Here is an 18,739-nt window from a genome sequence, read left to right as displayed (position 1 = left end):
CACGATGGGGTGGTACAAATATGTACCTGCGTGGTAGAACGTTGATGAACCGACAATAGAACGTGTTCTAAGGAGCGGTCAATGGGGCACGAGGACGAGGCGCCCGACCGGGCACAGGGCCGACGGTCGCCGCCCACCGAACGTGTGGTGCAGGTGCTCGACTTCCTGGTGGCGCGCAAGGAGCACCGCTTCGGGCTGTCGGAGCTGGCCCGGCAACTCGACATCAGCAAGCCCACCTGCCTGGGAATCCTCACCGAACTGGCCCGTGGCGGCTACCTCGTCCGGGATCCCGCCACGAAGGCGTACGGCCTCGGGCCCGCACTGATCGCGGCAGGCCGCGCGGCGCAGCAGGGATTCGCGGCCGGGCCGGTGGCGCGCAGGCATCTCGCCGTGCTCAGCGAGGAGTTCCGGACCACGTGCACGGCGTCGGCGGTGGTCGGCGACCGCATCGCCGTCCTGGAGTTGACGAGTCCGCCGGGCGTGCGGGCCGCCGCCAAGGTGGGGGAGATGTACCCGTTCGCGCCGCCCGTCGGCCTGATGTACGTGCTGTGGGACGGTGACGACGCGCTGCAGTCGTGGTTGCGCCGGGAGCCGACCCTGCCGGTGCGCCTCGACCGGGACCGGTTGCGCACGGTGGTGGACGAGTGCTCCCGCACCGGGTATCTCGTGGAGACTCTCACTCCGGTCGGTCAGCGCCTGCACACGCTGATGGCCGGGGTCGCTGCGCACGACCTGCCTCCGGAGTTGCGCGACGTGCTCGGTGAGATGGTGTCCAGCCTGGGGGAGCGGGTGTACCTGGACGCCGAACACGCGGATCCCGCCGCGCCGCACCCCGTCAGTCTCATCGCCGCGCCGACGTACGACGCCGAGGGCCATCAGGCGATGGTCCTGACGCTCTATGTGGGCGCCGAACTCGCGCCGTCCGAGATCGCGCGGCGGGGCAAGGCTCTCGCCGCGGCCGCGGACGCGATCACGACGGAGGTGGGCGGCCGCCGGCCGCGGTGACGAACGGGCATTGACCGCAATCTGAAACACGTTCTATTCTCGGAGGTGCAATCATTTTCGACCGGGCTGGTCCAAATATGGACCAGAGACCGGCAAGGCACTCGCGACGAGGAGTCGCCCATGACCGCACCGCCCGTGTACGAGTTGTCCCACCTCGGCGCGCTCGAAGCCGAAGCCGTGCACATCTTCCGAGAAGTGGCCGCCACGTTCGAGCGTCCGGTTCTGCTGTTCTCCGGCGGCAAGGACTCGGTGGTGATGCTCCACGTCGCCGCCAAGGCGTTCTGGCCCGCACCTCTCCCGTTCGCCGTCATGCACGTCGACACCGGTCACAACTTCGACGAGGTCATCGAGTTCCGCGACCGGACCGTCGCACGCCTCGACCTGCGGATGGTGGTGTCCAGCGTGCAGGACGACATCGACGCCGGCCGTGTCAGCGAGGAGACGGGCCCGCGGGCCAGCCGCAACCGACTCCAGACCGCGGCGCTGCTGCGCGGGATCCGGGACAACGGTTTCGACGCCATCTTCGGCGGCGCCCGCCGCGACGAGGAGAAGGCCCGCGCGAAGGAGCGGGTGTTCAGCTTCCGCGACGAGTTCGGGCAGTGGGATCCGCGGGCGCAACGTCCGGAGTTGTGGAGCCTCTACAACGGCAGGCACCGCAAGGGGGAGCACATCCGGGTGTTCCCGCTGTCCAACTGGACCGAACTCGACATCTGGCAGTACATCAGCGAGGAGAAGATCGAACTGCCGCCCCTGTACTACGCGCACCGCAGGGAGGTCGTGCCGCGCGACGGAATGCTGTTGGCGCACACCCGGTTCCTGACCCTGCTTCCCGGTGACGAGCCGTACGAGACCCTCGTCCGATTCCGGACCGTCGGCGACGCCACGTGCACGGGCTGCGTCGAATCGTCGGCAACCACCGCCGGGGCCGTGGTCACCGAGGTCGCCGCGAGCAGGCTGACCGAGCGCGGGGCCACCCGGGCCGACGACCGGATCTCCGAGGCCGGCATGGAAGACCGCAAGAAGGAAGGGTACTTCTGATGCCGCAGCTACTCCGGGTCGCGACCGCAGGCAGCGTCGACGACGGCAAGTCCACCCTCATCGGCCGGCTGCTGTACGACTCGAAGGCGATCTTCGAGGATCAGCTCGAGGCGGTCGAACGCACCAGCCGCGAACGGGGCGACGAGCACGCCAACCTGGCATTGCTCACCGACGGTCTGCGCGCCGAACGCGAGCAGGGCATCACCATCGACGTCGCGCACCGCTACTTCGCCACGCCGCACCGCAAGTTCATCATCGCGGACACGCCGGGTCACGAGCAGTACACCCGGAACATGGTGACCGGCGCGTCGACCGCCGACCTGGCCCTGATCCTCGTCGACGCCCGTAAGGGGATTCTCGAGCAGACGCGCCGTCACGCGTTCATCGCCAGCCTCCTCGGAATTCCCCACCTCGTACTGTGCGTCAACAAGATGGATCTCGTCGGGTGGTCCGAGGAACGGTTCGAGGAGATCAAGGAGGAGTTCCGGCAGTTCGCGATCAAACTCGAGGTGCACGACCTCACGTTCATCCCGGTGTCGGCACTGCGCGGCGACAACATCGCGCAACGCACCGTCAACATGCCGTGGTACGAGGGCGCGTCGCTGCTGCACTACCTCGAGCAGGTCCACGTGGCATCCGACCGCAACCTGATCGACGCGCGGTTCCCGGTGCAGTACGTCGTCCGGCCGCAGCGCCAGACCGATTCCGCGCTGCACGATTTCCGTGGGTACGCGGGCACGGTCGCCAGCGGCGTGTTCAAGCCGGGCGACGAGGTGGTGGTACTGCCGTCGGGATTCACCTCCACCGTCAGCGCCATCTGGGGTCCCGGCGGAACCCGCCTCGACGAGGCGTTCGCACCGTCGGCGGTGTGCGTGCAGCTCGCCGACCAGCTGGACGTGAGCCGTGGAGACGTGCTGTGCCGCCCCAACAACCGTCCGCTCGTCGGGCAGGAACTCGACGCCATGGTCTGCTGGTTCAGCGAACAGTCCTCGCTGACGCCGGATGCGCGGTACACGCTGTTGCACACCACTCGCGCCACCAGGGCGTCCGTCGTGCGGCTCGACTACCGCCTCGACGTCAACACCCTGCACCGCGACGAGTCTGCACAGTCGCTCTCGCTCAACGAGATCGGCCGTATCCAGTTGAGGACGTCGCAGCCGCTGATGTTCGATCCGTACCGCCGCAACCACGTGACGGGCAGTTTCGTGCTCGTCGACGAGTCGACCCACAACACCGTCGCCGCCGGCATGATCACCGGGCCGACGCTGTCGCGTTCCAAAGTGGTGTGGCACGCCGCGGCCGTGTCGCGGGACGAACGGGCGACGCGGGGTCGCACGGTGTGGCTGACCGGACTGTCGGCGTCGGGAAAGTCGACGGTCGCGGTGGAACTCGAGCGCCGCCTGGTCGCGGCCGGGGTGCCTGCCTACCGGCTGGACGGCGACAACCTGCGTCACGGCCTGAACGCCGACCTCGGTTTCAGTGCGGAGGACCGCGCCGAGAACGTGCGCCGGGTCGGCGCCGTGGCGCAACTGCTCGCCGACTCCGGGGTGGTCGCGATCGCGTCGCTGATCAGCCCGTACCGGGCCGACCGGGACCGCGTCCGGGAGCAGCATCGTGCCGCCGGGCTCGACTTCGTCGAGGTGTTCGTCGACACGCCGGTGGAGCAGTGCGAGGCACGGGACCCGAAGGGGATGTACGCGAAAGCCCGCGCGGGGGAGATCACCGGGTTCACCGGGGTCGACGACCCGTACGAGGCCCCGGAGAACGCCGAACTCGTCCTCCGGCCCGGGGACGGCACGCCGACCGAACAAGCCGAGAGAATTATGGAATTGTTGAGACGTGATCACTGACGCACGACTCGCGGCCGACATCGCCTCCGGTGCCGGTGCCCTGCTGCTGGACATCCGCACGGCGGGACTCGGATCGGCGGACGGTCGTGAACTGGGCAGGCGGGGCGACGTCGCCGCCGACGCGTTCATCCTCGGTAAGCTCTCCGCGGAGCGACCCGACGACGCGATCCTGTCCGAGGAGTCGGCCGACGACCGGTCGCGGCTGGAGCGTTCGCGGGTGTGGATCATCGACCCGCTCGACGGTTCCAAGGAGTACGGACTGCCCGGTCACTCGGACTGGGCCGTGCACGTCGCGCTGTGGGAACGCGGTCGGGGCATCACGGCGGCAGCGGTCGCGCAACCGGCGCTGGGCGCCGTGTATGCCAGTGACGACGACAGCCACGCGGTGCATGCCGAACAGCTCCCGGCACGCCCGCGGATCGTCGTGTCCGCCAGCAGACCGCCCGACTTCGTCGACGCCGTCGCGACGGAGATCGGCGCCGAGGTCACCACCATGGGTTCGGCCGGAGCGAAGGCGATGGCCGTGCTGCGTGGAGACGTGGACGCCTACATCCACGCGGGCGGGCAGTGGGAGTGGGACTCGGCCGCACCTGTGGGCGTCGCCGCGGCCGCGGGCCTGCACTGCTCGCGAATCGACGGAACCCCGTTGGACTACAACGAGTCTCACCCCTACCTGCCCGACCTGCTGATCTGCCGGCCGGAGCTCGCGCGGCCGCTGCTCGCCGCGATCGCGACACACGCCACCGACACGGCCGACAGCGGCCGGGTCGCGATGGCCAGGGCCTACATCGATGCGCTGGTCAGCCACGACGCCACCAAGGTGCGTCTCGCGGACAACGCATGGCGGGTGGAGAACGGGCAGCACACGGGCGAAACGGGGGCCTTCATCCGGGACGAACTCGAGAACGGCCTGCAATATCAGGCCATCCAGGCCGTGCGCGAACTCTCCTTCCACGAGTGGGGCGACAACGTGGTGGCAAGGTTCGTGCTCGACCTCGGGGCCACACCCACCGAGGTTACGTCCGTTCGGATCACGGAACACTTCGACATCCCGGCCGGGGCGATCCAGTCCGTCATGGCCATCATCGAACCGTCCGCGATCGAAAGGGAGAAACGATGACCCCGGATCAACTGGTCACCCAATTCTGCGCCGAGTGGATCGAGCCCGATCCGGCGAAGATCGCGGAGTACTTCGCGGAAGACGCCGTCTACCACAACATTCCGATGGAACCCGTCATCGGGCGTGACGCGATCCGCGAGTTCGTCGCCGGATTCATCGCGGCCTTCGGCGGCATCGACTTCCGTGTGCACCGGCAGGTCACCGACGGCGGTCAGAGCCCCAACGCCGAGGAATCGAGCGGCGTGGTGATGAACGAGCGGATCGACGTGTTCACGCTCAACGGCAACGTCGTCGAACTACCCGTCGTCGGCGTCTTCGAGATCACCGACGGCAAGATCACCACCTGGCGCGACTACTTCGACATGGCACCGATCCAGGCTGCTGCCGGCGGTGGCTAGCGGCCCGATGATCGCCGTCCCGGCCGGGCAGGTCACGCTGTCGGATCGGCGAACCACCCGCAGCTGGAGCGTCGAGCTGGGTGCCTTCGAGATCGCCGTCCACCCCGTGACGCAGGGGGAGTACGCCGACGTCACCGGCGAGTGGCCGGGCACGACGCGGGGCTCGCGACTGCCGGTGGAAGGCGTGTCGTGGCGGGACGCGATCCTCTTCTGCAACACCCTGTCCGAGCGGGCCGGTCTCGCCGCCGCCTATCGGCCGGACGGCGACGACGTCCTGTGGGATACCGCCGCGGACGGGTTCCGGCTTCCCACCGAGGCCGAGTGGGAACGCGCCTGCCGGGCGGGAACGACCGGTCCGCGATACGGCGACCTCGATGCGATCGCGTGGTACCGCGAGAACTCCGGCGGCCGGCCACAGGAAGTCGGCGGCAAGGAGCCGAACGCCTGGGGTCTGCACGACACCCTGGGCAATGTGTGGGAGTGGTGCTGGGATCTGTACGACCCCGAGGTGTACGGCCCGTACCGGGTACTGCGCGGCGGTGGGTGGTTCGACGAGCACTGGAGTTGCCGTGCGTCGGTGCGCCGGCGCAGTCACCCGACGTACCGGATCGACGACGTCGGATTCCGTCTCGCCCGGGGTGTATTCGCTCCTGACTAAATGTTGACGTCAGGTTCAAGTTAGCTCTACGCTGGGCTCGGGGGTATGACGACGGTCACACCCGGAGAGGGCGAGTCTGCATGAGCCAGATCAACACGGTCCGCGGACCTATCGACAGCGCCGAACTCGGACGCACGTACATGCACGAGCACGTGTTCGTGCTGACGCCCGACGTGCAGCAGAACTACCCGGACGAGTGGGGGAGCGAGGACGAGCGGGTCGCCGACGCCGTCACCAAGCTGCGCGCGCTGGCGGAGCAGGGTGTCCGGACCATCGTCGACCCCACGGTCGTCGGCCTCGGCCGGTACATTCCGCGCATCCAGCGGGTCGCGGAACTGCTTCCCGAGCTGAACATCGTTGCCGCAACAGGGCTGTACACCTACGACGACGTGCCGTTCTTCTTCCACTACCGCGGTCCGGCGCTGGACGCGATGGTGGGGGCCGAGGTCCCCGACCCGATGGTGGACATGTTCGTGAAGGACATCGAAGAGGGGATCGCCGACACCGGGGTCCGCGCGGGACTGCTCAAGTGCGCGATCGACCACCAGGGTCCGACGCCCGGTGTCGAGCGGGTGATGCGGGCCGTCGCGAAGGCGCATCGGCGCACCGGCGTGCCCATCACCGTGCACACGCACCCCGGCAGCGAGGCCGGATTGCACGTCAAACGCGTGATGTGCGACGAGGAGGGGGTGCGGCCGGACCGGATCGTGCTCGGGCACAGCGGAGACAGCACCGACGTCGAGCATCTGACGAGCCTCGCCGAGGCCGGCTTCGTCCTCGGGATGGATCGGTTCGGGATCAACCTCGAGACGACGTTCGAAGCCCGCGCCGACACGCTCGTCGAGATGTGCCGCCGGGGATTCGCGGGGCAGATGGTCCTGTCGCAGGACGCCTCCTGCTACATCGACTGGATCGACCCCGACCTGATGGCCGCGCTCCCGCAGTGGCACTACCTGCACATCGAGAACGACGTGCTGCCCTATGTCCGCGAGCGGGGTGTCACCGAGAAGATGATCACCGAGATGCTGGTCGAGGTGCCTCGGCGATACTTCGAGAACGTCGAGCCCTACTGACATGTCGCGCCCGCGAATCGCACCCACGCCACCGGTCACGGCCCGAGGCGTCCGCACCCGCGATCGTCTCGTCGCCGCGGCCCGGGTGGTGTTCGAGCGCGAGGGGTACCTCGACGCCCGTCTCGTCGACATCAGCAAGGAGGCCGGACTCTCGACCGGATCGTTCTACACCTACTTCACCAACAAGGAGGAGGTGTTCGCGGCGGTCGTCGAGGTGACGCAGAACGACCTGCTGCATCCCGGCATGGGACGGGTCGCGGACAAAGGCGACGTGCACGCGGTCGTGGAGGCGAGCATCCGCGCCTACCTGCACGCGTGCCGCCGGAATGCGCGACTGCTGGCCCTGCTCGAGCAGGTCGCGCACGTCGACCCCGCGTTCCGTGAACTGGAACGCTCGCGGGACGAGACGTTCTACCGGCGCAACGCGCGGGCGATCGCCGATCTGCAGGACCGCGGTCTCGCCGACGCGTCGCTCGATCCGATGCTGACGTCGAAGGCGTTGTCCGCCATGGTCGGAAGGATGGCCTACAGCTATTTCGTCGGACCGCCGAGCGAGCGGAGATCGCTCACGTTCGAGCAGTTGACCGCCGGACTTGCGCGGATGTGGACGAACGCGCTGCGCGTCCCCGACCGCGTGTGAGGGCCCGTCAGTAGCCGGGTGCGTGGAGGATGCGCAAAACGAGGTCGGCGTTGATGTCGCCCAGCTCCTCCGGGGTGAATTCGCCGTCGGGGCTGTACCACCGGCAGATGTCCACCGCGAGCGACATGATCGCCAGAACCGCGACGCGGGGGTCGGGGATCAGGAACACCCCCTGATCGATCCCGTTCTGCACCTCTCGAATTGCCGCGACCCGGATCTGGAGCCGGGTCTCGGCGACCACCTCGCGGTGTTCGGGGTCGAGATGCCTGCTCTCGTACTGGGCAATGCGCGCGCGGCGGAAGTTCCGGGCGTGCATGATGCTGAATTCGCGGACCAGTGCCCGGACGCGGTCGATGGGGTCGGTGAACGGCGCCACGGCCTTCAGCACCAGCGCGAGCGCGCGCTCATTCGACCGGCGGACGAGTTGGAACAGCAGATCCTCCTTGGAGGGGAAGTGCACGTACAGCGCGGAGGGGCTCATCCCGGCCATGGTGGAGATGTCCCTCGTACGGGTGGCTTCGAAACCCTTGTCGGAGAACAGTGTCGTCGCCGCCCGGAGCAGGCGTTCCTCGGATGTCGGCGGACCCGGGCTCGGCTCCTCGGTCGCGGACACGTTGTCTCGCAGTTCGGTCATCGGTGGTCCTCTCCGCCGCATCGAGCTTCGTCCGCACCGGCGGGATTCGGCAAGATCAATCCCCTCGAGTGATTGACATCACACAGCTATTCAAGCACGCTAAGCAAGCGCTCACTGACTTGAAGTTGGCGTCATGTTCTGAAAAATCTCATTCCCACATCCACACGAAGACCTATTTCGAGGAGTGATCGGATGACTACATCCGCGGTGCAGCCGAGTAAGGACGCAACCGGCGACACAGTCGTCTCGCGCAAGCGTGCGCATCGGAAACTGCTTGCGGCGGGGCTCGTCGGCAGCTCGATCGAGTGGTACGACTTCTTCCTGTACGGAACCGCTGCGGCACTGGTCTTTCCCCACGTCTTCTTCCCCGACTCGTCGGCGTTGATGGGCACCCTGCTCTCGTTCAGCACCTTCTGGGCAGGCTTCGTCGCACGCCCGCTCGGCGGCCTCGTCGCCGGTCACTTCGGGGACAAGTACGGCCGCAAGCCGGCAGTCGTCACCTGTCTGCTGTTCATGGGACTGGCGACGTTCCTCATCGGCTGCCTTCCGGGTGCCGCAACCATCGGTGTCGCAGCCCCGATCCTGCTGGTGGCGCTGCGGTTCGTTCAGGGCCTCGCGTGTGGTGGTCAATGGGGTGGGATCGTCCTGCTGCTGACCGAATCGGCGAGCCCGAAGCGCAGGGGATTCTCCGGGACCTTCGGCCAGATGGGCGTCTCCTTCGGCGTCCTGCTCGGCAACCTCGTGTTCCTCGGCGCCACTGCGGCGATCTCGAACGAGGCGTTCCTCAGCTGGGGCTGGCGGATCCCGTTCTTCGCGAGTGCACTGCTGTTCCCGGTCGTGCTCTACATCCAGACCAAGGTCGAGGACACCCCCGAATTCCGGGACCTGCAGGAGGAGGCGCAGAAGAAGAACAAGACCGTCGTCCGGGCACCGCTGACCGAAGCGATCAAGGAACACTGGCGCAAGATCCTGCTCGGCTGCGGCCTGCTCGCGGCCACCAACTCCCTGTTCTACATCTCCATTGCCGGTGTGCTCAGCTACGGCACCGCGGAACTGGGGTTGAAGCGCAACGACCTGCTGGCGATCTCGCTGCTCAGCGCCGCGCTCACGGTCGGTGTCGTGCTGTGGTCCGGGCACATGTCCGACAAGATCGGGCGCCGGCCGATGATCCTGATCGGCGCGGCGATGATCATCGTGTGGGCGTTCCCGTACTTCTGGCTGATCAACACCCGGAACCTGCTGCTGTTCTTCATCGCCGTCACGGTCGGTAGCGTCTTCCAGTCCATGACGTACGGGCCGATCGCCGCGTACATGGGTGAACTGTTCGCTCCCAGCGTCCGGTACTCGGCTGCCTCGCTCGCATACCAGCTGGCGGCGATCACGGTCAGCGGCGGCACTCCGTTCATCATGACCGCCCTGATCGCCAAGACCGGGACCACCACGTTCGTCGCCGCCTTCGTCGCACTGATGGGGCTGGTCACGTTCCTCTGCGCGTGGAAGCTCCACGAGACCAACACCGCCGAGGTCCGGAACGATCCCACCGCCGTACCCGGCGCGCAGTTCTACTAGCAATCCTGCCCATTCACGACGATGCCCACCGCCGGATCTCGGCGGTGGGCATCGTCGTAGGAGGAAGAGTTCAGCTGATCTTCAGCACGAGCTTTCCGGTGTTGGCGCCGTCGAACAGCAGATTGAGTGTGCGGCCGAAGGCCTCGACGCCCCCGGTCTCGACCTGTTCGCGGGTCACGATCTCCCCGGCGCGGATCCACTCCGACATCGCCTCCATGCCCTCGGGGAACCGGTCGAGGTAGTCGAACACGATGAACCCCGTCATCGACGCTCGGTTGACCAGCAGCGACAGGTACCGGGACGGGCCGGGCTGCGGGTCGGTGGCGTTGTATCCGGAGATCGCGCCGCACAGCGCGACCCGGGCGTTCTTGCGGAGCCGGGCCAGTGCGGCGTCGAGGATCTCGCCGCCGACGTTGTCGAAGTAGATGTCGATCCCGTCCGGTGCGGCCGCACGCAGGGCCTTCCCGACCGATTCCGACTTGTAGTCGATCGCCGCGTCGAAACCCAGATCCTCGGTCAGCCATGCGCACTTCTCCGGGCCGCCGGCGATGCCGATCACCGTGGCGCCCTTCAGCTTGGCGATCTGCCCGGCGATACTCCCGACCGCTCCCGCCGCCCCCGAGATGAGCACGGTGTCGCCCTTCTCCAGCTTGCCGACGTCGGTGAGGCCGAAGTAGGCGGTCATGCCGGGGAACCCGAGCGCGCCCAGCCACGTCGGCGCCGGGGCGAGCGACTCGTCGACGGCGAGAGCGCCGCGGCCGTCGGAGACCGCGAACTCCTGCACGCCGAACTGTCCGGAGACGAGCTGTCCTTCCGGGAACTTCGCGTTCTTCGACGTCACCACCCGGCCGACGGCATGGGTGCGCATCACCTCACCGATCGCTACCGGCGGAACGTACGACTTCACGTCGTCGAGCCACCCGCGCATCGCGGGATCGAGGGACACGTAGTCCACCTTGACGGTGAATTCGCCGTCTGCGGGTTCGGGGATCGGTTCCGACGTGATCTCCCAGGTGGAGTCGTCGGGACGGCCGACCGGACGCTTCGCCAGTCGGACCTGCCTGTTCACGGATGTCACGGTGTTCACCTTTCGAGTACTTCTGCGGTCAGTGCGTGGTTCTTCAGTGCGGTCCGGTCGATCGACCGCTTGAGGATCTTTCCGGTCGACCCCTTCGGGAGGGAATCGACGATCGCGACGATCCGGGGAATCTTGTATGCGGACAGTCGTTCCCGCGCCCAGCTTGTCAGTTCGCCGCCGTCCAGATCGGAACCGGGGACGGTGGCCACGACCGCGGCCACTTCCTCGCCGTAGTGATCGTCGGGAACACCCACGACGGCCGCCTCGAGGATGTCGGGGTGTGTGTACAACACCTCCTCGACTTCACTCGGGTACACGTTGTAGCCGCCGCGGATGATGAGGTCCTTCACCCGGTCGACGATGCGCAGATCCCCGTCCGCATCGATCTCGCCCAGATCGCCCGTGCGCAGCCACCCGTCCGAGTCCAGGACGGCCGCGGTGTCGGACGGCCGGTTCCAGTAGCCCTTCATCACGGTCGCCCCCTTCACGAACACCTCGCCGACGGTGCCGGGAGGGCAGGCGGTGTCGTCGTGGTCCCGCACTTCGACGTCCAGCCGGGGCACCGCGCGTCCGGTGTAGCCGATCTTTCCGCCGCGGTCGATGTCGTTGAACGTGCCGAACGCGGTGGTCTCGGTGAGCCCGTACCCCTCGAGGATGGTGCACCCGAAACGGGACTCGAATTCGCGGGCCACTTCGCCCGGCAACGAGGCGCCCCCGGAGATGGCGATGCGGAGCTGCGTGAAGTCCTGCGAGTCGGCGCCGTCCGCGGCGTGCAGCATCGCGTTCCACATCGTCGGCACGCCGGCCATGATCGTGAGGCGGTCGCGTCGGAGGAGGGCGAGCATCGCGGCCGGGTCGAACCGCGCCAGCAGCGACAGCGACCCGCCGCCCGTGAACGTCGCCATCATGACCGAGGCCTGGCCGAAGACGTGGAACAGCGGCAGTCCGGTGCCCGTCCGGTCGGCACCCGAACCGCGACTGCATTCGGCGCCGATCTCACCGCCGGACAACAGGTTCCCGACCGTCAGCTCCGCGCCCTTCGGCCGCCCGGTGGTGCCCGACGTGTAGAGGATGGCGGCGGTGTCGTCGCGGTTACGCTCGGCGACGGGGGCCGGCTCGGCGTCCGGTGCCGCGGCGTCGGGTGCGAGCGTCCACACTGGGATGTCCAGCGCGGCCGCGGCGGCGCCGATCGCGGGCCCGAGTTCGTGCCACACGACGGCGAGCGCGGCGCCGGCGTCGGTGAGGACGTACTCGGTCTCGGGCCGGGTGGACATCGTGTTCACCGGGACCACGACGCACCCCGCCGCCTGAATTCCCAGATACGCGACCACGAATTCGGGCACGGAGGGTGCGGCCAGGAGGATTCTGTCGCCGGGGGACAGGCCGGCTGCGGTGAGTGCTCCCGCATACCGGGTGCTCGCGGCCTGCAACTGTCCGTAGGTCAGGGTGCTGTCCGCGCCTCGGAGTGCGATGTTGTCGGGAGTGGCGTCCGCGTGGCGGGACACCGGATCGATCACATTTGCCATGTCGTCAACCTCCGACGCGGTACAGGGTTATCCGGCCTCGACGGCATGGGCGGTTATCCGGCCTCGACGACACGGGCGACGGACTCGGACACGACCACCGGCTTGTCGGAGCCTTCGCGCTCGACGACCTGGCTCATCGTCACCTGGATGCCGCCCCCGACCTGTTCGGCGGACTGCACGGTGGCGCGCATCCGGATGCGTGAACCCACCGGCACCGGCGCGGGGAAACGGACCTTGTTGTAGCCGTAGTTCAGGCTGTGGGCGAAACCGTCGAACCGCAGCAGGGTCGCCGACAGCGCCGGTCCGAGGGACAGGCTGTACAACCCGTGCGCGATCGTGCCGCCGAGCGGGCTGGCGGCGGCACGCTCGGGATCGATGTGGATCCACTGGTGGTCGCCGGTCGCGTCGGCGAAGGCGTTGACTCGTTCCTGGGTGACGTCGTGCCAGTCGGTGGGGCCCAGCTCCTTACCGATCAACGCCGTGAGTTCGTCGAAGCTCGCGGGGCGAGCGGGCAGTGCGGTGGTGTCGGTCATCTGTCTCCCTCAATTCCGGGTGGTGCAGGGCCTGGATGTGTCACGTTGGCTGCATCGAACTTCGCAGTGTTCTCGAACTCCAACACTTGAACTTGACGACGGATTCAACTATACAAAAGAGAGACGCGAGTCACAACGCACGGCGAAGGAGAGGACACCTCGTGAAGGTTGCACAGAAGGTCGCCATCGTGACCGGCGGTGGAGGCGGTATCGGCGGGGCGATCGCAGACCGTCTCGCCGACCAGGGCGCCAAGGTGCTGGTCGCCGATCTCGACCCCAGCGCAGCCGCCGCGGTTGCGGACGGAATCAACGCACGCCACCCCGGATCAGCCGTCGCCGACGGCGCCGACGTCGCGGACACCGATCAGATCCGGCGCATCATCGAGCGCGCGGAGACCGAGTTCGGCCCGGTCGATCTCTACTTCGCCAACGCCGGCATCGCGGGAGCACCAGGCCTCGACGCCGACGACGCCGGCTGGGATCTCGCGATCGACGTCAACGTCCGCGCCCACATCCGCGCCGCCCAGGAACTCGTGCCGAAGTGGATCGAGCGGGGCGAGGGGTACTTCGTGTCGACCGCGTCCGCGGCCGGGCTCCTCACTCAGATCGGCTCGGCCACCTACGCCGTCACCAAGCACGCGGCTGTCGCGTTCTCCGAATGGCTGTCGGTCACGTACGGGGACAACGGAGTCCGGGTCAGCTGCCTCTGTCCGATGGGAGTCGAGACGAAGTTGATGCGCTCCGGCGAGAACTCGGGTGATCCACTCGGCGTCGCGGCCACCCGGGCCGTCGTCTCGGCAGGCGACGTGCTGCAGCCGGAGCAGGTCGCCGACATCGTGCTCGACGCCGTGGACCGGGAGACGTTCCTGATCCTGCCCCACGAGAGCGTCCTCGCCATGTACCGGCAGAAGGGGTCCGACTACGACCGCTGGCTCCGCGGGATGCGCCGCTACCAGAGTTCGCTGCTGGAGCACGCGTGACACCCGAGCACGCAGACCTGGTCCTCGCCGAGCGACGCGGACCGGTCCTGGTGCTGACGTTCAACCGGCCGGACAAGCTGAACGCCTGGACCGACGACCTCGAGGACCGGTACTTCACGCTGCTCGGCGACGCCGAGGACGACCCGGACGTCCGCGCGATCGTCGTGACCGGAGCCGGGCGCGGGTTCTGCGCAGGCGCCGACCTCGGACGCCTGCAGGCCGTCGGGGACGTCTCCGAAGCGGACCTCCTCCGGCCGCGCCCCCGCGACCTTCCCGCGACACTGCGTAAACCGCTGATCGGGGCGATCAACGGGGTCGCCGCCGGTCTCGGAATGGTGGAGGCACTCTACTGCGACGTCCGGTTCGCGTCGGCGTCCGCCCGGTTCACGACCGCCTTCGCCAAGCGGGGACTGATCGCCGAGTACGGCGTCGCCTGGCTGCTGCCCCGGCTCGTGGGACCCAGCCGGGCCACCGACCTGCTGCTGTCGAGCCGCATGGTCAACGTCGAGGAGGCGCTGCGCATCGGACTCGTCGACCACCTCGTGCCGGACGGTTCGGTTGTCGACGCCGCGGTCGCCTACGCCGAACAGCTGTCGACGCACTGCTCCCCGACATCGATGGCCGTCATCAAGGACCAACTCCAGAACGATGCGGACGGCACCTACGCCGAGTCCGTGGCCCGCGCGGAAGGCCTGATGTTGCAGGCGTTCCGCGGGGCCGACCTCGTCGAGGGCGTACAGAGCCACCTCGACAAGCGCACACCCACATTTCCCTCACTACCCGTCAGGAGTTCCCATGTCCCTGTTTGACATCTCGGATCGCGCCCAGCAGTTGCAGACCGATCTGCTGGAGTTCATGGATTCGCATGTGTATCCGGCGGAGGCGGTGTACGAGGAGCAGATGCGGGAGTCGGGGGATCCGCATTTCCAGCCGCCGGTGTTGGAGGAGTTGAAGGCGGAGGCGCGGCGTCGGGGGTTGTGGAATCTGTTTCATCCGCATCCGGGGACGGGTGCAGGGTTGACGAATCTCGAGTATGCGCCGTTGGCGGAGATTATGGGGCGCAGCCATATTGCGTCGGAGGCGTGCAATTGTAATGCCCCGGATACGGGGAACATGGAGGTGCTCGAGTTGTTCGGTACGGCGGAGCACAAGGAGAAGTATTTGACGCCGTTGCTGGCGGGGACGATGGCGTCGGCGTTTGCGATGACGGAGCCGGCGGTGGCGAGTTCGGATGCGACGAACGTGGAGTTGTCGATGGTCCGGGACGGTGACGAGTATGTGCTGAACGGGCGGAAGTGGTTCGCGTCGAATGCGTTGCACCGGAATTGCCGGGTGTTGATCGTGATGGGGAAGACGGATCCGTCGGCGGCGCCGCATCGGCAGCAGTCGATGATGGTGGTGCCGATCGATGCGCCGGGGGTGACGGTGATGCGGGGTTTGCCGGTGTTCGGGTATCAGGATCGGGAGGGGCATGCGGAGATCGATTTCGCGGATGTGCGGGTGCCGGTGGTGGATGTGTTGAAGGGGGAGGGGGAGGGTTTCGCGATTTCGCAGGCGCGGTTGGGTCCGGGGCGGATTCACCATTGCATGCGGGCGATCGGGATGGCGGAGCGGGCGTTGGAGTTGATGTGTCGTCGGGCGTCGTCGCGGGTGACGTTCGGGAAGCCGGTCAGTGAGAATGCGAATGTTCAGGATTGGATTGCGGAGGCGCGGATCGAGATCGAGATGATTCGGTTGTTGACGCTGAAGGCGGCGTATCTGATGGATACGGTGGGGAACAAGGAGGCGCGGACGGAGATCGCGGCGATCAAGGTGGCGGCTCCGAATATTGCGTTGAAGATTGTGGATCGGGCGATTCAGGTGCACGGTGGGGCGGGGGTCACCGACGACTTCCCGCTCGCCATGGCCTGGGCGCACCTGCGCACGCTGCGCCTGGCGGACGGTCCCGACGAGGTCCACAAGCGTGCCATCGCGCGGCAGGAACTCCGGCAGTACCGCGACGCCGCCGTCAGCGCCTCCACCAACGGACACAAGGTTGCGGTGAGCTGACATGGCCGGACTCGACCTCACCGGACGCACCGCGATCGTCACCGGCGCCTCGCGGGGCATCGGCCTGGCCGTCGCCCAGGCCATCGCGGCCGCCGGCGCCAACGTGGTGCTCACGTCCCGGTCGCAGGAATCGGCCGACGCCGCCGCGGCCGAGGTCGGGGGCACCGCGATCGGAATTGCCGCCCACGCCGTCGACGAAGAGGCCGCCCGGCGCTGCATCGACATCACCCTCGAACGCTTCGGCAGCCTGGACATCCTGGTCAACAACGCGGGAACGAACCCTTCGTTCGGGCCGATCATCGACCAGGACCACGCACGATTCGCGAAGACCTTCGACGTGAACGTGTGGGCGCCGGTGCTGTGGACCGGGCTCGGTACGAAGGCGTGGATGGGCGAGCACGGCGGGGCCGTCGTCAACACCGCCTCGATCGGCGGCATGGCCTTCGAAGCGAACATCGGCCTGTACAACGCGTCCAAGGCCGCACTGATTCACGTCACCAAGCAACTGGCACTGGAACTCTCGCCGAAGGTGCGGGTCAACGCCGTCGCTCCGGGTGTGGTGCGGACCAAGCTGGCGGAGGCGCTCTGGAAGGAACACGAGCAGGCCGTGTCGGCGTCCACGGCGCTGGGGCGGATCGGCGAACCCGAGGACATCGCGGCCGCGGTCGCCTTCCTCGTCTCCGATGCCGCGAGCTGGATCACCGGCGAAACCATGGTGATCGACGGCGGTCAACTGCTCGGCGACGCCGTCCCGTTCCGGCAGGGGGCCCAGCTCGGTGTCTAGCGTGGACGTCGTCGGCATCGACACCGAGGCCGTGAGCCGCTGGTTCGGCACGCTCGGTATCGACAGTGCCGGACCGCTGACTTTCGACCGGATCGGACTCGGCCAGTCGAACCTCAACTACCTGGTCCAAGACCGGGCGGGTGGCAGGTGGGTGCTCCGGCGCCCACCCCTCGGACACCTGCTGGCGTCGGCCCACGACGTCGCCCGCGAGGCGCGGATCCTCTCCGCCCTCGAGGGCACCGCGGTGCCCACCCCACGGGTGTTCGGGCTCACCGACGACCCGGAGGTGACCGAGGTACCGCTGCTGCTGATGGAGTTCGTCGACGGACAGGTCGTCGATCGCATGTCGATCGCGGAGTCCCTGACCCCGGAACGTCGCCGGGCGATCGGTCTGTCGCTGCCGCGGACGCTGGCGAAGATCCACGCGGTGGACCTCGACCGGACCGGGCTGTCCGACCTGGCCAGTCACAAGCCGTACGCGCAGCGTCAGCTCAAGCGGTGGTCGGGTCAGTGGGAGAAGTCGAAGACCCGCGAGCTGCCCGCCCTCGACGACCTGACGCGGCGGCTCGCCGCCTCGGTGCCGGAGCAGCGGGAACTGACACTGGTGCACGGCGACTTCCATCTGCGCAACGTCATTACGTCCCACGAGACCGGGGAGGTGACCGCGGCCCTGGACTGGGAGTTGTGCACTCTCGGCGACCCGCTCGCCGACGTCGGCAGCCTGCTCGCGTACTGGCCGGAGCCGGGCGAGACCACCGGCGGCGACTTCCCCGCGTCCACCCTCGACGGATTCCCGGACCGGGTGGAGATTGCCGGGGTGTACCTCGACGAGACCAAGCGCGACCCGGAAGCCCTGGCGTTCTGGCACGTCCTCGGCCTCTGGAAGGTCGCGGTCATCGCGGAGGGCGTCATGCGCCGCGCGCGGGACGAACCGCAGAACAAGGCGGCCGCGGGAACCCCGACCGTCGAGCGCATCGACGACCTCGTGGCCAAGGCGTGCGACATCGCCGCCCGGACCGGAATCTGATCGAACGACGAAGGAGAACTTCATGAAGAGAACGGCAATCGTCACCGGCGCGGCACGGGGCATCGGTGCCGCGGTGGCGAAGAAACTGGCGAGCGACGGGGACGCGGTGGCCGTGCTCGACCTCGACGAGTCTGCCTGCGCGGCAACCGTCGACGCCATCGAGTCCACCGGCGGCCGGGCACTCGCCGTGGGTGCGAACGTCGCCGACGAGGCGTCGGTGGCCGCGGCGGTCGAGCGGGTGGCGACCGAACTCGGTGCCCCGACGATTCTGATCAACAACGCCGGGATCACCCGCGACAACCTGCTGTTCAAGATGACGGTCGACGACTGGGACGCGGTCATGAACGTGCACCTGCGCGGTGCGTTCCTGATGTCGCGGGCCGTGCAGCAGCACATGGTCGACGCCGGGTTCGGCCGCATCGTGAACCTGTCGAGCACGTCCGCGCTCGGCAACCGCGGGCAGGTCAACTACTCCGCGGCCAAGGCCGGCATGCAGGGCTTCACCAAGACCCTCGCCATCGAACTGGGCAAGTTCGGCGTCACCGCGAACGCGATCGCGCCCGGCTTCATCGAGACCGAGATGACCGCCGCCACCGCCGAACGCATGGGCGTCGGCTTCGAAGACTTCAAGAAGGCGGCGGCGTCGCAGATCCCCGTGAACCGCGTCGGGCAGCCGGAGGACATCGCCAACACTGCGTCGTTCCTGGCGAGTGAGGGTGCCGGATTCGTGTCCGGGCAAGTGATCTACGTGGCCGGCGGACCGAAGGACTGAGGAAC

The 18,739-nt window shown here is 67.8% G+C and carries 19 protein-coding genes; 15 read left to right on the top strand and 4 right to left on the bottom strand.

Going from position 1 to position 18,739, the window contains the following annotated elements:
- The first annotated feature begins 81 nt into the window (after nucleotides 1–81).
- From ACFWAY_RS35800 to ACFWAY_RS35765, 8 genes are all read left to right on the top strand, one after another.
- Nucleotides 82–1,005 (top strand): helix-turn-helix domain-containing protein, encoded by a 924-nt coding sequence (locus ACFWAY_RS35800; protein ID WP_378513843.1) that lies wholly within the window; start codon nucleotides 82–84, stop codon nucleotides 1,003–1,005.
- Nucleotides 1,006–1,125: 120 nt separating this feature from the next.
- The gene (cysD, locus tag ACFWAY_RS35795; protein WP_378457938.1) at nucleotides 1,126–2,043 is read left to right on the top strand and encodes a sulfate adenylyltransferase subunit CysD; all 918 of its coding nucleotides are present in this window, start codon (nucleotides 1,126–1,128) and stop codon (nucleotides 2,041–2,043) included.
- A complete protein-coding gene (cysC, locus tag ACFWAY_RS35790; RefSeq protein WP_378513842.1) occupies nucleotides 2,043–3,893 on the top strand; it encodes an adenylyl-sulfate kinase in 1,851 nt (616 codons plus the stop codon). The genes cysD and cysC overlap by 1 nt, the downstream gene beginning before the upstream one ends.
- Nucleotides 3,883–5,013, top strand: a complete 1,131-nt coding sequence (locus tag ACFWAY_RS35785; protein WP_378457936.1) for a 3'(2'),5'-bisphosphate nucleotidase CysQ — start codon at nucleotides 3,883–3,885, stop codon at nucleotides 5,011–5,013. Before cysC ends, ACFWAY_RS35785 begins: the two co-directional genes overlap by 11 nt.
- Nucleotides 5,010–5,411: a nuclear transport factor 2 family protein gene (locus ACFWAY_RS35780; RefSeq protein ID WP_005252906.1), complete on the top strand. Its 402-nt coding sequence runs from the start codon at nucleotides 5,010–5,012 to the stop codon at nucleotides 5,409–5,411. Before ACFWAY_RS35785 ends, ACFWAY_RS35780 begins: the two co-directional genes overlap by 4 nt.
- A 7-nt stretch (nucleotides 5,412–5,418) precedes the next feature.
- Complete coding sequence (locus ACFWAY_RS35775; protein ID WP_378513853.1) at nucleotides 5,419–6,069, top strand: formylglycine-generating enzyme family protein; 651 nt, start codon at nucleotides 5,419–5,421, stop codon at nucleotides 6,067–6,069.
- An 80-nt stretch (nucleotides 6,070–6,149) separates the two neighbouring features.
- Complete coding sequence (locus tag ACFWAY_RS35770) at nucleotides 6,150–7,142, top strand: phosphotriesterase (RefSeq protein WP_378513841.1); 993 nt, start codon at nucleotides 6,150–6,152, stop codon at nucleotides 7,140–7,142.
- Nucleotide 7,143: 1 nt separating this feature from the next.
- Nucleotides 7,144–7,782, top strand: a complete 639-nt coding sequence (locus ACFWAY_RS35765; protein WP_378513840.1) for a TetR/AcrR family transcriptional regulator — start codon at nucleotides 7,144–7,146, stop codon at nucleotides 7,780–7,782.
- 7 nt (nucleotides 7,783–7,789) lie between these two features.
- On the opposite strand, the gene ACFWAY_RS35760 is transcribed toward ACFWAY_RS35765, so the two are convergent.
- Nucleotides 7,790–8,416, bottom strand: coding sequence for a TetR/AcrR family transcriptional regulator (locus ACFWAY_RS35760; protein ID WP_378513839.1), 627 nt, complete (start codon nucleotides 8,414–8,416; stop codon nucleotides 7,790–7,792).
- A gap of 192 nt (nucleotides 8,417–8,608) precedes the next feature.
- On the opposite strand from ACFWAY_RS35760, the gene ACFWAY_RS35755 reads away from it, so the two are divergent.
- On the top strand, nucleotides 8,609–9,985 hold the full coding sequence (locus tag ACFWAY_RS35755; protein WP_378457932.1) for an MFS transporter: 1,377 nt from the start codon (nucleotides 8,609–8,611) through the stop codon (nucleotides 9,983–9,985).
- Nucleotides 9,986–10,055: 70 nt separating this feature from the next.
- On the opposite strand, the gene ACFWAY_RS35750 is transcribed toward ACFWAY_RS35755, so the two are convergent.
- From ACFWAY_RS35750 to ACFWAY_RS35740, 3 genes are read right to left on the bottom strand one after another with little or no spacing between them, the layout of a single operon-like run.
- The gene (locus ACFWAY_RS35750; RefSeq protein ID WP_378457931.1) at nucleotides 10,056–11,063 is read right to left on the bottom strand and encodes an NADP-dependent oxidoreductase; all 1,008 of its coding nucleotides are present in this window, start codon (nucleotides 11,061–11,063) and stop codon (nucleotides 10,056–10,058) included.
- Nucleotides 11,064–11,068: 5 nt separating this feature from the next.
- Nucleotides 11,069–12,589: an AMP-binding protein gene (locus ACFWAY_RS35745; RefSeq protein ID WP_378457930.1), complete on the bottom strand. Its 1,521-nt coding sequence runs from the start codon at nucleotides 12,587–12,589 to the stop codon at nucleotides 11,069–11,071.
- A gap of 53 nt (nucleotides 12,590–12,642) precedes the next feature.
- The gene (locus tag ACFWAY_RS35740; protein WP_378457929.1) at nucleotides 12,643–13,122 is read right to left on the bottom strand and encodes a MaoC family dehydratase; all 480 of its coding nucleotides are present in this window, start codon (nucleotides 13,120–13,122) and stop codon (nucleotides 12,643–12,645) included.
- 161 nt (nucleotides 13,123–13,283) lie between these two features.
- Here ACFWAY_RS35740 and ACFWAY_RS35735 point away from each other — a divergent pair, with 161 nt between their 5' ends.
- From ACFWAY_RS35735 to fabG, 6 genes are read left to right on the top strand one after another with little or no spacing between them, the layout of a single operon-like run.
- Complete coding sequence (locus ACFWAY_RS35735) at nucleotides 13,284–14,102, top strand: SDR family oxidoreductase (protein WP_378513838.1); 819 nt, start codon at nucleotides 13,284–13,286, stop codon at nucleotides 14,100–14,102.
- Entirely contained in the window at nucleotides 14,099–14,911 is an 813-nt protein-coding gene (locus tag ACFWAY_RS35730) for an enoyl-CoA hydratase-related protein (protein ID WP_378457927.1), read from the top strand. Before ACFWAY_RS35735 ends, ACFWAY_RS35730 begins: the two co-directional genes overlap by 4 nt.
- Entirely contained in the window at nucleotides 14,898–16,151 is a 1,254-nt protein-coding gene (locus ACFWAY_RS35725) for an acyl-CoA dehydrogenase family protein (RefSeq protein ID WP_378513837.1), read from the top strand. Before ACFWAY_RS35730 ends, ACFWAY_RS35725 begins: the two co-directional genes overlap by 14 nt.
- Before the next feature lies 1 nt (nucleotide 16,152).
- Nucleotides 16,153–16,935, top strand: coding sequence for an SDR family oxidoreductase (locus tag ACFWAY_RS35720; protein ID WP_378457709.1), 783 nt, complete (start codon nucleotides 16,153–16,155; stop codon nucleotides 16,933–16,935).
- Nucleotides 16,928–17,962 carry a phosphotransferase family protein gene (locus ACFWAY_RS35715; protein WP_378513836.1) on the top strand — a complete coding sequence of 345 codons (1,035 nt, stop codon included), beginning with the start codon at nucleotides 16,928–16,930 and terminating at the stop codon, nucleotides 17,960–17,962. The genes ACFWAY_RS35720 and ACFWAY_RS35715 overlap by 8 nt, the downstream gene beginning before the upstream one ends.
- A 22-nt stretch (nucleotides 17,963–17,984) precedes the next feature.
- Nucleotides 17,985–18,734, top strand: coding sequence for a 3-oxoacyl-ACP reductase FabG (gene fabG / locus ACFWAY_RS35710; RefSeq protein WP_378457711.1), 750 nt, complete (start codon nucleotides 17,985–17,987; stop codon nucleotides 18,732–18,734).
- Nucleotides 18,735–18,739: the final 5 nt, after the last annotated feature.

Origin of the sequence: Rhodococcus sp. NPDC059968 (assembly GCF_042738615.1) — a bacterium.
Taxonomy (GTDB): Bacteria; Actinomycetota; Actinomycetes; order Mycobacteriales; family Mycobacteriaceae; genus Rhodococcus_F.
This window is presented reverse-complemented; position numbering and strand designations above follow the sequence as displayed.

What these genes read in the sequence shown, in the direction of transcription:
- cysC (WP_378513842.1), top strand. Translation starts at nt 2,043, where the DNA reads ATGCCGCAGCTACTCCGGGTCGCGACCGCAGGCAGCGTCGACGACGGC.
- fabG (WP_378457711.1), top strand. Translation starts at nt 17,985, where the DNA reads ATGAAGAGAACGGCAATCGTCACCGGCGCGGCACGGGGCATCGGTGCC.
- ACFWAY_RS35760 (WP_378513839.1), bottom strand. Translation starts at nt 8,416, where the DNA reads ATGACCGAACTGCGAGACAACGTGTCCGCGACCGAGGAGCCGAGCCCG.
- ACFWAY_RS35740 (WP_378457929.1), bottom strand. Translation starts at nt 13,122, where the DNA reads ATGACCGACACCACCGCACTGCCCGCTCGCCCCGCGAGCTTCGACGAA.
- ACFWAY_RS35720 (WP_378457709.1), top strand. Translation starts at nt 16,153, where the DNA reads ATGGCCGGACTCGACCTCACCGGACGCACCGCGATCGTCACCGGCGCC.
- cysD (WP_378457938.1), top strand. Translation starts at nt 1,126, where the DNA reads ATGACCGCACCGCCCGTGTACGAGTTGTCCCACCTCGGCGCGCTCGAA.
- ACFWAY_RS35755 (WP_378457932.1), top strand. Translation starts at nt 8,609, where the DNA reads ATGACTACATCCGCGGTGCAGCCGAGTAAGGACGCAACCGGCGACACA.
- ACFWAY_RS35775 (WP_378513853.1), top strand. Translation starts at nt 5,419, where the DNA reads ATGATCGCCGTCCCGGCCGGGCAGGTCACGCTGTCGGATCGGCGAACC.
- ACFWAY_RS35745 (WP_378457930.1), bottom strand. Translation starts at nt 12,589, where the DNA reads ATGGCAAATGTGATCGATCCGGTGTCCCGCCACGCGGACGCCACTCCC.
- ACFWAY_RS35725 (WP_378513837.1), top strand. Translation starts at nt 14,898, where the DNA reads ATGTCCCTGTTTGACATCTCGGATCGCGCCCAGCAGTTGCAGACCGAT.
- ACFWAY_RS35765 (WP_378513840.1), top strand. Translation starts at nt 7,144, where the DNA reads ATGTCGCGCCCGCGAATCGCACCCACGCCACCGGTCACGGCCCGAGGC.
- ACFWAY_RS35800 (WP_378513843.1), top strand. Translation starts at nt 82, where the DNA reads ATGGGGCACGAGGACGAGGCGCCCGACCGGGCACAGGGCCGACGGTCG.
- ACFWAY_RS35770 (WP_378513841.1), top strand. Translation starts at nt 6,150, where the DNA reads ATGAGCCAGATCAACACGGTCCGCGGACCTATCGACAGCGCCGAACTC.
- ACFWAY_RS35780 (WP_005252906.1), top strand. Translation starts at nt 5,010, where the DNA reads ATGACCCCGGATCAACTGGTCACCCAATTCTGCGCCGAGTGGATCGAG.